The sequence below is a fragment of the Candidatus Viadribacter manganicus genome, from assembly GCF_001679665.1.
Lineage (GTDB): Bacteria > Pseudomonadota > Alphaproteobacteria > Caulobacterales > Aquidulcibacteraceae > Vitreimonas > Vitreimonas manganica.
Window position 1 is genome coordinate 1789031 of record NZ_CP013244.1, and the last position, 13347, is coordinate 1802377.

The following is a 13347-nucleotide window of genomic DNA, read 5'->3' on the forward strand; positions in this document are numbered from 1 at the left end:
AACGGGGACGGGCTCGGCATCTGCCGGGCCTGTTTTCGTTTGTGCGTGAGCCTATAGTGCACCGATGCCGGTTCACGACACAGCACGCCTTCTAGCTTTTGCCGACACTCTGGCGGATGCCGCACGCGCCGCAATCCTCCCCTATTTCCGCGCGCCGCACACAGTGGAGAGCAAAGGTTCGCTCTTCGATCCCGTGACCGATGCCGACAAAGCCGCAGAGCGCGCCATGCGCGCGCTCATCGAAGCGCAATTCCCAGAGCACGGCGTGCTCGGCGAGGAATACGGCGAGACTCCCGGCGTGAGCGGCTATGAATGGGTGCTCGACCCGATCGACGGCACACGCGCCTTCATTTCAGGCCTGCCGCTGTGGGGCGTGCTGATCGGCCTCACTTTCGAAGGCAAGCCAATCGTCGGCGTCATGGACCAGCCCTACTTGCGCGAACGCTATCGCGGTTGGAACGATGGCGCCGAATTGGTCACCGACGCCGGCGTCAGCCCACTTAAAGTGCGCGCATGCGCATCATTGAGCGAAGCGATCCTCTCAACCACGGACCCATACATTCTGCCGGGCGACGAAGGCGCGGCCTTCTCGCGCGTGCGCCAACAGGCCAAGCTCACGCGATTTGGTTACGATTGCTACGCTTACGCCATGGTCGCTTCAGGCACCATGGATTGCGTGATCGAGAGCGGCTTAAAGCCGTTCGACATCTGCGCGCTCATTCCAATCCTGAACGGCGCTGGAGGCGGCGTGTGCACTTGGGATGGCGGCGATGCGAGCCGCGGCGGCCAAGTGTTAGCGTTCGGAGACCCACGCGCGCGCGACGCAGCGCTGGGCTTACTGCGCTAAGCTTCTTTCGCTTGCCCGCTGACAATGTCGCGGATCGCTTGCACGAAAACTTCTGGCGGCTGACCACCTTGGATCAGCCAGCGATTGTCAAAGATCACCGACGGCACTGCCTGAATGCCGTTCGCGCGCCACTGATCCTCATCGTGACGAACTTCATCAGCGAACTCATCGGTCGCCAGGATTTCACCCGCGCGCGCGATGTTGAGCCCTGCCTCACGCACGGCGTCCAGAAGCGCCGCATGATCACTGGTTGAACGCTGGTCAGTGAAGTTGAGTTTGAAGAGCGCTTCCTTCAACGCAAGCTGCCTGCCCTCGATGTCAGCCCAATGCAGCAGACGATGCGCGTCAAACGTATTCCAAATACGGCTATCGGGACCGTAATTGAACGTAAAGCCAAGGCGCTCGCCGCTTTCCTTGATCATCTGCCGCGCCGCCGCCGATCGCTCAGGCGAAGAGCCATACTTCTTCTGCACATGCTCGCCGGCGTTCTCGCCTTCCGGCGGCATGTTCGGGTTGAGTTCAAACGGCTGAAAGCGAATCTCAGCCTTCACTTCATCGCCTACGGAAGCCAGCGCTTGCTGCAATGACCGCAAACCAATCACGCACCATGGGCAGGCAACGTCAGAAATGAAATCGATGCGAAGCGGGTCGGCCATTAGCGATAAAACTCCGTGCGCCGGTCACGGAAAAAGCCCCACGCGGCGCGGTGCCGATCGAGGAAGTCGAGATCGAACTCGTGCACAAGGACACCCTCTTCCGTGCGCTCGAACTTCTGCACCAGATCTCCACGATGGTCGGCGATGAAGCTTGAGCCATAGAATTTCTGGCCGCTGGCTTCAGTGCCAATGCGATTGCTCGCTACGACCGGAATCACGTTCGATACGGCATGACCCTGCATGGCGCGCTGCCACGGATCGCGCGTGTCGAGCGAACTGTCGTGCGGCTCACTGCCGATTGCCGTTGGGTAGAACAGAACTTGCGCGCCTTGGATCGCCATCGCGCGTGCAGCTTCAGGGAACCACTGGTCCCAGCAGATGCCGACGCCGATGCGCCCGAACGCCGTGTCCCAAACTTTGAAACCTGTATCGCCGGGTCGAAAGTAATACTTCTCCTGATAGCCGGGGCCATCGGGAATGTGGCTCTTGCGATAGACGCCGAGCTGCTTGCCGCCCGCATCCACGATGACGACTGAGTTGTAGTACTGCGGCCCATCGCGCTCATAGATTGAAACCGGGATGACGACGCCAAGCTCCTTCGCCAAAGGCGCCATCGCCAGAACGCACGGATGAGTTTTGGCCTCATGCGCAGCGCCGAACCACTTCTCCTCCTGGGTCGTGCAAAAGTACGGGCCCTGAAACAGCTCCGACGGAAGAATGACCTCCGCGCCCTTGCTCGCCGCTTCGCGAACAAAGCGCTCGGTCTTCTCGATGTTGGCTTTCAGGTCTTCGCCGTACGATGTCTGGATCGCGGCGACTTTGATCGTCTTTGCCATCACGCCGGCTCCTGCTGAGTGATGCAATGGAACGAGCCTCCACCAGTCAAGATAGCGTGCGACGAAAGCCCGATGACCTTGCGACCCGGGAAGAGCGGCGCGAGCGCGTTCACGGCGTCATCGCCGCTGCCAGAATAGATCGGCACCACCACGGTCGAATTTCCAATCAGAAAATTCATATGGCTCGCAGGCACGGCGTCGCCATCTTCGTCCTCGACCAAGCCGACGGACGGAATACGGATCACTTCAAGCTTGCGGCCCTTCGCGTCGCGCATGGCGCCGAGCGAAAGTGCAATCTCCTCCAAAACGTCGTGGTTGGGATCGTCACGATTTGCCGGCGACTGGCACACGACTTTGCCCGGTGCAACGAAACGAGCGAGATTGTCGATGTGCCCATCGGTGTGATCGTTGAGCAGGCCCTCGTCGAGCCACAGAATTTTCTCAACGCCGAGCGCGCGCTTCAGCGCAACTTCCGCACCCTCTTCGGTCCAGTGCGCATTGCGGTTCGGATTGAGCAGGCATTGGCGGGTCGTAAGCAAGGTGCCTTCGCCGTCCATCTCGATGGCGCCACCCTCCAGGATGAAATCATGCCGGCGATAGTCGGCCTTCGCGAGCAGCGCGATGCGGGCGCCAACCTCATCGTCGTGCGGCAGCTGGTACTTGCCGCCCCAGCCATTGAACTGGAACCCATGCGCCACGCCGCTCGCATCGAAGATCGGCCCGGTATCGCGGAACCAGATATCGCCGAACGCGCCAGGCAGCACTTCGGCCGCTTGCCCAAGCGCAAGCTTCGCGGAGGCTTCCGCCTCTCGCCCGTGCGCCAACACACGCACCTTGTCACCATTGCCGCTATCCCAGAGCGCTCGGATCATGGTTGCCACCTCGGCGCGCGCCGGATCCAAATCCTCGCCCCAAAGGTCGGCAGCCGAAGGCCAGCCAGTCCAGATCGCCTTGTGAGGGCGCCATTCAGCGGGGATCGTCGTCATGGCGGCTCCTTAGCGCATACGAACGACGCCAGATAGGCACGTTTGCCCCCCACACAAGTGCGGACGCGTCCTGGCGCCATACGCGCCCATCCGCTAAGACCGCCCGGGGACAATCTGAGACGCCGATGACCGCAATCCGGGCCGCCTTCGACCGCGCGACGCTCGCCTTTCTGTTCGTGCTTATCGCGATCACGGCGGCGCGCATCGTCGCGCTGTTTTACATCCCACTCGGGCTCTACTTCGACGAAGCGCAATACTGGATGTGGTCGCGCACATTTGAGTGGGGCTACTTCACCAAGCCGCCGCTCATCGCCTGGGTGATCGGGCTCACGACCTTCTTATCCGGCACCGACGCTGAATGGGCGGTGCGCCTTGGCGCGCCGATCGCGCACGCCGTCGCCGCCAGCGCCCTCTTTATGCTTGGCCGCTCAATGTACGGCGCCTGGCCCGGATTCTGGGCGGGCTTTGGCTGGCTGATGCTTCCTGGCGTCTGGTTTTCATCGAGCTTGATCTCAACCGACGCGCTACTCCTGCCGATCTGGTCAGTCGCTTTGCTTGCGATGTGGCGGCTGGTGAACACGCGTGCCTGGACGTGGGCCGTGATACTCGGCCTCGCCGTCGGCATGGGCGTGCAAGCTAAGTACGCCATGTTCTATTTCTTCCTTTGTACGGCGCTCGCGGCTTGGTGGCTGCCGACGGTGCGCGAGGCGCTGGCCAAGGGCCGCGGCCTGCTCGCAACGCTCATCGCACTTGTCGTCCTCTCGCCGAACCTCATCTGGAACGCTCGGAATGGCTTCGTCACAGCGCAGCACACCGCTTCGAACGCGCACTTCGACAACACGCGTCTCTTTAATATTGACGAACTGTTCGAGTTCATCTTCGGCCAAGCCGGCGTCATCGGCCCGGTCATCTTCTTTGTCCTGATCTGGGCCTTGTGGCGCGCGTGGCGGCGCAGCGGCGGACTTTCAACCGAGGAAAAATTCCTCATCGCCTACATCATTCCGCCCTTCATCATCATCAGCGCCATCGCGTTCATCTCACGCGCCAATGCAAATTGGGCCGCCGTCGCGTACCCCGCGCTGCTTTTGCTGGTGACAGGAACGTTGTTCTCTTCAGCCGCCGGACGCCGCACGCTCGTGGCGGCGACGCTCGTGAACATCGCCATCGGCGTTGGCTTCGTCGCCATGGTGGCGACCTATCCTGCTATCGCAAACCAAGCCAAAGGCATTCGCACCGCGCGCAATTGGGAAGAAACGGCAAACGAAATCGCACGCCGCGCCGCGGCGCAACCAGGCGAATTGCCCTTCTCTGCGGTCATGGTCGACGATCGCATGACCTATTTCGAACTCAGCTATTATTGGCGCGAAGCACGGCGCGCCGGTGCGCCGCTGCCGCCAGTTCGCATGTGGCTGCTCCACGGCCGCGCGTACAATTCAGCCGAATCCACGGACCCGATGCGCGCCGAAGAAGGCGGACGCGTCTTGGTGGTCCACCTCACGCCCGCCTATCTGCCGCTCGTCGCCACCGACTTCACGACCTTCCGCACAGTCGAACACCTCACGGTGCCTCTCGGCGGCGGCGTCAATCGCGAGCTTGAGATTTCAATCGGCGAAGGCTTCGCTCCCCTCGCGCGCGACGAGGCGTTCGAAGAGCGGTTCCGCCAGCAAATGGGCCTCGACTAGATCGGATCGTAATCCGGAAAGGCTGAGCCGCCGCGCTCGGCCGAGCACGCGTTAGCGCGGAACATCGCAAAGAGCTCGCGCCCGACGCCGCGCGTGTTGCCAAGCAGATCAAGTTGCACCGGCGCACGATCGCGCCAGTCTGTTGGCGCAATCACATCAAGCACACCAGTCTCGGCATCGACGCGCACCACGTCGCCATCGCGCACCTTCGCCAGCGATCCGCCTTCAGCAGCCTCTGGCGTGATGTGGATCGCAGCCAACACCTTCCCGCTCGCGCCCGACATTCGGCCGTCCGTCGCAAGCGCGACACGAAAGCCTCGATCCTGCAACGCGCCCATCAACGGCATCAACTTGTGCAACTCCGGCATACCGTTGGCACGCGGGCCCTGACCGCGCACGACGATCACGCAATCGCGATCTAGATCACCGCGCTTAAACGCCGCCTGCACATCTGCTTGCGACGAAAACACGAGAGCTGGCGCTTCAACGATGCGCTTATCGTCCGCCACGGCGGACACTTTCACGCACGCGCGCCCCAGCCCACCACTCAGCAAACGCAGGCCGCCATCCGAAGAAAACGGGGCGCGCGCACCGCGCAACACACTATCGTCTGCGCTACTTGCCGGCGCCTCGCGCCAGGAGAGCGTCTCCCCGGCAAGAATCGGCTCTTTCGCGTAGTCTGCGAGGCTTTCGCCGCCAACGGTTGCGATGTCGCCGTGCAACAAGCCCGCGTCGAGCAATTCGCGCGTTAAAAATCCCATGCCGCCGGCAGCGTGAAAGTGATTCACATCCGCCGAGCCATTTGGATAAATCCGCGCCAGGAGCGGCGTCGCGTGTGAAAGCTCGGCGAAATCATCCCACGTCACTTCGATCCCGGCCGCCAATGCAATCGCTGGCAGATGGATAAAATGATTGGTCGAGCCGCCGGTCGCCATCAATCCAACGATCGCGTTGACGATCGCCTTCTCGTCCACGACACGCCCAATCGGCCGATATTCATCACCCAAGCCAGTGATCTTGGCTGCGCGCTTGGTCGCGGCAATTGTGAGCGCGTCGCGTAGAGGCGTATTGGGATTCACGAACGCTGCGCCTGGTAAATGCAGCCCCATCACCTCCATCATCATCTGATTGGAGTTCGCAGTTCCGTAAAATGTGCACGTGCCCGGTGCGTGGTAGCTTTCGGCCTCAGCCTGCAGCAACTCCTCGCGACCAATTTTGCCTTCCGCAAACAATTGCCGGCGGGCGGCCTTCTCCTTGTTAGGCAACCCGGAAGGCATGGGTCCGCCCGGTACAAGAATCGTAGGCAGCCAAGGAAAGCGCAGCGCCCCAATCAGCAGGCCAGGCACGATCTTGTCGCAAATTCCAAGCAGCAAAGCCGCGTCGAACGTCGCGTGTGAGAGCGACACGGCCGTGCTGAGCGCGATCACATCGCGCGAGAACAGCGACAGCTCCATCCCCTCAAAGCCTTGGGTGACGCCGTCACACATGGCAGGAACACCGCCGGCAACTTGCGCCACCGCGCCAACCTCACGCGCCGCCTTTCGAATGATCTCAGGGTAATGCTCATACGGCGCATGCGCGGAGAGCATGTCATTGTACGCGGTGACGATCCCAATCGACGGCCAATGCCCGCCAAGCAACTCGATCTTGTCTTGCACCGCACAACCAGCGGCGCCGTGTGCGCGATTGGCTTCAGAAATTTTAACCCGCGCTGGCCTGGTGGCGTCGTAATCGTCAATCAGCGAAAGATAACGGCGGCGGCGCAACGCGCTGCGTTCGATAATGCGTTGTGTAACCGCCTCGACGATTGGATTGAGTGTCATTCCGGGTCCCACCAAGCGCGACCGTCGCGATCCATAAGCAACGCAGATTGCGTTGGGCCGTTGGATCCAGCCGGATAGAGGAAAGGCTCGTGCCCGCTCGTCTCCCACGCCGCCAGCAACGCGTCGGCCCACTTCCAAGCGGCGTCGACTTCATCACGACGCATGAACAACGAGAGGTTGCCGCGCACGATATCCATCAGCAGGCGTTCGTAGGCGTCCGGATAGCGAACGTTGAACTCCTCCGCGAATGACAGATCGAGTGGCGCGGTCTTGATCCGCAATCCGCCGGGGCCCGGCTCCTTCATGTTGAGCCAGAGCCGCACGCCCTCGTCCGGTTGCAGGCGTAACACCAAACGGTTTGGCGCACCGGCGCCCGCGCCAAAGATCTGCACCGGTGTGTCCTTAAACTGCACAACGATCTCAGACCGCCGCGCGCCCATGCGCTTTCCTGTTCGCAGATAAAACGGCACGCCGGCCCAGCGCCAATTATCGACCTCGGCCTTGATGGCGACGAAGGTCTCGGTGCGCGTCGGCTTACCGACTTCTTCAACGTACGCGGGCGCTCTTGCGCCGCCGATGAGCCCCGCCTTGTACTGACCGCGCACGGTTTTCGCGGCGACGTCTTTTGCATCTATGCGGCGCAGCGCCGAGAGCACTTTCAGCTTTTCCGTGCGGATTGCATCGGCATCCATTGAGTTCGGCGACTCCAATGCCACCAAGCACAGAAGTTGGAGGATGTGGTTCTGCACCATATCCCGCAGCGCACCGGATTTATCATAATACTCAACGCGGCTTTCTACCCCGAGTTCCTCCGCGACCGTGATCTGCACGTGATCAATCGTAGCGCGCGACCACAACGGCTCCACCAGCATGTTCGCGAAGCGCAGCACCAACAGGTTCTGCACCGTCTCTTTGCCGAGATAGTGATCGATACGGAACGTACGATGTTCGTCGAAGACCGCACCCACACCGTCATTGATCGCGCGCGATGATGCGAGATCGCGGCCAATGGGTTTTTCAAGCACAATGCGCGATGTTGGCGTCGCAAGCCCCGCTTCCGCCAAGCGCTGCGCAATCGTCACGAACAAAGATGGCGCGGTGGAGAGATAAAAAATCCGAACGTTGCCGTTACCGTTCGCCAGCGCTGCATTCAGCGCACCCCACTCAGCCGCCGGCGCAGTTGCATCGACGCGCGCGTACTCCACGCGCTTCAAGAACTCATCGCACTTGGCTTCGTCGATGTTCGCCTTCGGATCGAACTTGAGATGCGCCTCGTGCACCATCTTACGAAAGGCGTCAGTATCCATCTCCGACCGCGCAACGCCGATGATGCGCGATTGCTGCGGAATTTGCCCGTCCAAGAAACGGTGAAGCAGCGATGGGAAGAGTTTGCGGAGTGAAAGATCGCCGGTCGCGCCGAAGACGACGAGATCGAACGGCGGAACGGGAATGAACTCGGCCATGCACTCACCAAACTAGTGTTCGCCGCGCGGCGCAAAAGGCCGGGAGCAAGCCATCTCGCACCTGCGAGAGTATCTCTTACGCGACACCTATCGCATTTGAGGCGTCTCCGGCTTGTCAAACCGGGCTTCACTGGTAAGCTCCGTTGACACCGGTATCATACCATAAAATGACACCGGTGTCAGAAGAATTCCAGGCAGAGGTCCACGGCCGACTGCACTAGGGGTCAAGTCGGGGAGGAAAATAATGAGTCGTAAGGGACAAATGCGCCCGAAGCTGTCGCTGGCGCTTGGCGCGTCCATCGCCGCTTTCGCCGCTGGACTATCGGGACAAGCGGCCGCGCAGGACGTTGTCGAAGAAGAAGAAATCGTCATCACCGGCTTCCGCGCCAGTTTGGCTGCGGCGATCGACATCAAGCGCGAGGAAAACAGCGCCGTCGACGCCATCGTGGCCGAGGACATCGCCGACTTCCCTGACCTCAACCTCTCTGAATCCATTCAACGCATCCCGGGCGTGGCCATCACCCGCTCGAACGGCGAAGGCCGCAACATTTCAGTGCGTGGTCTTGGCCCGCAATTCACGCGCGTTCGTCTGAACGGCATGGAGGCGATGTCGGCCCTCGGCTCGACAGACGCAGAAGGCGGCACCAACCGCGGCCGCAACTTCGATTTCAACATTTTCGCCTCTGAACTCTTCAACAGCATCACCGTCCGCAAGACGGCCTCGGCTGACGTTGAAGAAGGCTCGCTCGGCGCAACCGTCGATCTGCGCACGGCGCGTCCTTTTGACTATGACGGCTTCACGCTCGCCGGCTCGTTCCAAGGCGGCTACGACACGCTGGCGGAAACCTACAATCCCCGCGTGGCGCTGCTGTGGAGCAACACCTGGGCAAACGATCGCCTCGGCGCACTTTTCTCGTTCGCCTATAGCGACCGCGATTCCACTGAAGAAGGCGCAAGCACCGTGCGTTGGCAGAATGGCGGCACGCCATCGCAGTGCGTGACCGGCGCCGGTCCGAACTTCACGCTCGGCAGCAGCTGCTTCGGCAACGTCCTTGGCCAAACTGAAGATACACCCGCCATTTCACGCGGCGCGTTTGACGCCGTAAACGGTGCGTTCCACCCGCGCATCCCGCGTTACGACGTCTATCAGCACACTCAGGATCGCCTCGGCGCTACGTTTACGCTGCAATATCGCCCGTCAACGTCCACCGACATCACGCTCGATGTGCTCTACGCCGATCACAATGCGACACGCAGCGAATCCTTCCTGGAATCTGCAGTGTTCAGCACCACCGGTGGCAGCGCAATCAACGCCGTCGATGTTCTCGCCTACGAAATTCAGGGCAATAGCCTAGTTTACGGCCAGTTCAACGACGTCGATATCCGCTCGGAATTCCGCTACGATGAACTGAGCAGCGAGCTCGGCCAGATTTCGGTGACGCTCGACCACGAATTTAGCGATCGCCTCAGCGGCCGCTTCTTCGCAGGCACCTCGCGCGCCGACCACTCGAACCCCGTCCAAACGACGATCCTCTGGGATCGGACCGACGTGGACGGCTACGTCTACGATTTCCGCGGCAACAATCGCCTGCCGCTGATCACGTATGGCGGCGTCAACGTCGCCGACCCAAGCTCATACTTCCTCTCGCAGATCCGCTTGCGCCCGCAGTACGTCGACAACACATTCGAGACGATCTACGGCGACCTCGAGTTCGAAGCGACTGAGTGGCTCACGCTCACAGGCGGTTTGAACTGGAAAAACTACGAGTTCGAGACGCGTGAACTACGCCGCTCAAACGGCACGACCGCCAACCAAGAAACCGCCGCGCTTCCGGGTTCAATCACCGGAACGGCGCTGTCGAACTACTCGCAACTCGTGCATCTTAACGGTTCGGGCCTCAGCCTTCCCGCAGGATTGCCACTGAGCTGGGCCGCGCCGAACATCGAAATCGCCGCCAGCCTCTTCGGCATCTACAGCAACACCGGCGTGTTCGCGATGGGCATCGAACCGGCCCTCGGCAACAACTTCTCGGTCGGCGAAGAAGATAGCGGCGCTTACGTTGCGGGCAGCTGGGACACCGACATCGGCGGCATGCGCTTCCGCGGTGACCTTGGCGTTCGCTACGTTGAAACGCAGCAATCATCTACCGGCTACAGCCAAGCAACGGGCACCATCCAGCGTAACACAGTAGATCGCACCTACAGCGACACGCTGCCTTCGTTGAACATGGTGCTTGAGCCAATGGACGATCTGCTTGTGCGCTTCGCTGCCGCCCAAGTGATGTCGCGTCCGCCGCTCGGCAACCTCAATCCTGGCGCGCAGGTCAGCCTGTCCGGCGCGAACAAGACGGTGACCGCCGGCAACCCGTATCTCGATCCGATCCGCGCAAATGCCTACGATTTCTCCGTCGAGTGGTACTTCCAAGAAGGCGCGCTGCTTTCGTTCGCCTACTTCTACAAAGACGTGGAATCGTTCGTTCAGACGGTGCGCGAAGATCGCGCATTTACGGGCAACCCACTCGGCATCCCGGACAGCGTGGCCATCGCAGCTTGCGGCGCCGCCTATCCGGCGACCTGCAGCCCTGCAGACACGAACTGGCAATTCAGCCAGCCGCGCAACACCGAAGGCGGCCCGATCGAAGGCTTCGAAATCAGCCTGCAATTGCCGTTCTTCTTCCTGGACGGCTGGCTCTCTAACTTCGGCGTGGTCGGCAACTATACGCACGTCGAATCCGAGATCGACTATTTCGCCAACACCACCGGCACCTCGATCGTCCGCGACAGCCTCACCGGCCTCTCGGACGAATCTTGGAACGCGACGATCTATTACGAAGATGAGCGCCTCTCGGCCCGCATCTCCGGCGCATATCGCAGCGACTACCTGACGACCGTTCCAGGTCGGAACAGCAACGCGACAGAGAGCACGGCGGAGACCTTCAACGTCGACTTCGCAGGCTCGTACCAGATCAGTGAGCGCCTGCGCTTCTCGATCGAAGCACTGAACCTCACCGATGAAGTCAGCGACCAGTATCTGTCGCCAGACGATCGCATGTCGTTCTACCACAATTACGGCCGCCAAATTCTGGCCGGACTGCGGTTCTCATACTGAGGCCATATACCTCCTAGTGTTTCAAACTTTGGGGCGGCTCCTGCGGGCCGCCCCTCTTCTTTTTTGGACGACCGCCGCTGGCGTTAACTGAACCAATGTGCTCATAACCTCACAGCAATAGACGGACCCTTCGGCTTGAGTTCATCCTCTTCCAATCGGCGCCCCGGAACGGACGCAGCGCGCGGCGACACCAAACGTCGCACGACGATCAACGACATCGCGCGCCTCGCTGGCGTTTCGAAGAAGACCGTCTCGCGCGTGCTCAATAATTCGCCGTTCGTGCGCGAGGAGACACGCGTCAAAGTGAACGAGCTGATGCAGGAGATGGGCTACACGCCCGATCCGCAGGCGCGTGGCCTCGCCTTCCGCCGCTCATTCCTGATTGGCATGGTGTTCGATAACCCGAATGCTCAGATGGTCGTGACAATGCAGGAAGGCGTACTCGCCGGCCTCAAGGGCAGTGGTTTTGAGCTTGTCGTGCACGCATGCGACCGCAACGCACCGGATTTCCTGCCTGAGGTGTCTGCCTTCGTTGAGAGGCAGAAGCTTTTTGGCGTGATCCTTCTGCCGCCGATCTCGGAGAACAACGCTCTCGTGGAGATGTTGCAGGAACGCGGTTGCCACTATGTCCGGATGGCCTCGGCCGTCATCGATGAACCTGGCAACCTCGTAGCCTCGACCGATAGCCTCGCCACCGCGGAAGCGGCAAAGCATCTCGCGAAGCTTGGCCACACCCGCATCGGTTTTATTGCTGGTCCGCCCGGCTTCCGCTCCCGCGCAGAACGCCGCCTCGGATTTCTCGCAGGCCTCAAAGAGCACGGCATTGATCTACCCGCGCGGTACAGCATCGATGGCGCCTACACTTATGAATCCGGCATCGCTGCGGCTGAAAAACTTCTAAAGCTCAATCCACGTCCGACCGCGATCTTCGCCAGCAACGACGAAATGGCGGCGGGCGTCTATCACGCCGCGCGCCAACTCGGACTTTCCATCCCGGCTGATCTTTCTGTTGTTGGCTTTGATGACACGCCTGTCTCTCGTCGCCTGTGGCCGCCGCTGACAACAGTGCGCTGGCCAATTCACGACATGGGCCGCGCCGCCGCGCAGCATTTGCTCAACGCGGCCTCAGATCAGCCAGCGGACGACGACAACGCTGTCTTTCCTGCGTTTCTCGTGGAGCGAGATTCAACGGCCTCCGCGCCCAAATAGGTCACGCTCGTCTGAGGACCATCAGCAGTTAAGTTGCATGGCGCAATGACACCGGTTACCATTCGATCCTAAAAGGACGACCAATATGAAGATCGCGCTCATCATCGAAAACAGCCAAGCCGCGAAGAGCAGCATCGTGCATGACGCGTTGAAATCGGTTGCGGAGCCCCTCGGCCACCAAGTGCACCACTACGGAATGTACACAGCTGAAGACAAAGCTTCGCTTACGTACGTGATGAATGGACTACTCGCCGGCATCTTGATCAACTCGAAAGCGGCAGACTTCGTCGTTACCGGTTGTGGCACCGGCATGGGATCGATGCTCGCGTGCAACGCGATGCCAGGCGTGTTCTGCGGCCTCATCGCCGACCCAACCGACGCCTTCCTCTTCGGCCAGATCAATGACGGCAACGCCATCGCCATGCCGTACGCCAAAGGCTTCGGCTGGGCTGCCGAACTCAATCTGCAGGATTGCTATCGCAAGCTATTCGACGGTGAGCGTGGCCTTGGCTATCCAAAAGAGCGCGCCGCCATCATGGCGAAGAACCGCGGCATTCTGAAGGATCTCAAGGCGGCGGCGTGCAAGGACATGCTGACGGTGCTGAAGTCGGTTGATCAGGACTTGCTGAAGGCGGCAACCGCCGGCGAACGCTTCGAGGAATTGTTCTTCGCCAACGCGCAAGATACAGCACTGGCAGATTACGTCCGCCGCGCGGGCGTGTCGTAAGAGAAAACA

General features: G+C 60.8%; 10 protein-coding genes. 5 read left to right on the forward strand and 5 right to left on the reverse strand.

Features of this window, described 5'->3' with window-relative positions; all coding sequences use genetic code 11:
* Positions 1-64 precede the first annotated feature (64 nt).
* Positions 65-847, forward strand: coding sequence for a histidinol-phosphatase (gene hisN, locus ATE48_RS09255; RefSeq protein ID WP_066770482.1), 783 nt, complete (start codon positions 65-67; stop codon positions 845-847).
* On the opposite strand, the gene ATE48_RS09260 is transcribed toward hisN, so the two are convergent.
* From ATE48_RS09260 to ATE48_RS09270, 3 genes are read right to left on the reverse strand one after another with little or no spacing between them, the layout of a single operon-like run.
* Positions 844-1503 carry a DsbA family oxidoreductase gene (locus ATE48_RS09260; RefSeq protein WP_066770486.1) on the reverse strand — a complete coding sequence of 220 codons (660 nt, stop codon included), beginning with the start codon at positions 1501-1503 and terminating at the stop codon, positions 844-846. The genes hisN and ATE48_RS09260 overlap by 4 nt on opposite strands.
* The gene (gene aguB / locus ATE48_RS09265; RefSeq protein WP_066770490.1) at positions 1503-2339 is read right to left on the reverse strand and encodes an N-carbamoylputrescine amidase; all 837 of its coding nucleotides are present in this window, start codon (positions 2337-2339) and stop codon (positions 1503-1505) included. Before aguB ends, ATE48_RS09260 begins: the two co-directional genes overlap by 1 nt.
* Positions 2339-3325, reverse strand: a complete 987-nt coding sequence (locus ATE48_RS09270) for an agmatine deiminase family protein (RefSeq protein WP_066770491.1) — start codon at positions 3323-3325, stop codon at positions 2339-2341. Before ATE48_RS09270 ends, aguB begins: the two co-directional genes overlap by 1 nt.
* Positions 3326-3450: 125 nt before the next feature.
* On the opposite strand from ATE48_RS09270, the gene ATE48_RS09275 reads away from it, so the two are divergent.
* Complete coding sequence (locus ATE48_RS09275) at positions 3451-5007, forward strand: ArnT family glycosyltransferase (protein ID WP_066770493.1); 1557 nt, start codon at positions 3451-3453, stop codon at positions 5005-5007.
* On the opposite strand, the gene edd is transcribed toward ATE48_RS09275, so the two are convergent.
* Positions 5004-6830, reverse strand: a complete 1827-nt coding sequence (gene edd, locus ATE48_RS09280; RefSeq protein WP_066770495.1) for a phosphogluconate dehydratase — start codon at positions 6828-6830, stop codon at positions 5004-5006. The genes ATE48_RS09275 and edd overlap by 4 nt on opposite strands.
* Positions 6827-8293, reverse strand: a complete 1467-nt coding sequence (gene zwf, locus ATE48_RS09285) for a glucose-6-phosphate dehydrogenase (protein WP_066770499.1) — start codon at positions 8291-8293, stop codon at positions 6827-6829. Before zwf ends, edd begins: the two co-directional genes overlap by 4 nt.
* 244 nt (positions 8294-8537) lie before the next feature.
* Here zwf and ATE48_RS09290 point away from each other — a divergent pair, with 244 nt between their 5' ends.
* The 3 genes from ATE48_RS09290 to ATE48_RS09300 all read left to right on the forward strand — a co-directional run bounded on the left by ATE48_RS09290 (position 8538) and on the right by ATE48_RS09300 (position 13338).
* Positions 8538-11402 (forward strand): TonB-dependent receptor, encoded by a 2865-nt coding sequence (locus ATE48_RS09290; protein ID WP_156767699.1) that lies wholly within the window; start codon positions 8538-8540, stop codon positions 11400-11402.
* Between the two features lie 135 nt (positions 11403-11537).
* On the forward strand, positions 11538-12611 hold the full coding sequence (locus ATE48_RS09295; protein ID WP_083197258.1) for a LacI family DNA-binding transcriptional regulator: 1074 nt from the start codon (positions 11538-11540) through the stop codon (positions 12609-12611).
* An 85-nt stretch (positions 12612-12696) separates the two neighbouring features.
* Positions 12697-13338, forward strand: a complete 642-nt coding sequence (locus ATE48_RS09300) for an RpiB/LacA/LacB family sugar-phosphate isomerase (RefSeq protein ID WP_066770505.1) — start codon at positions 12697-12699, stop codon at positions 13336-13338.
* The last annotated feature ends 9 nt before the right edge of the window (positions 13339-13347 follow it).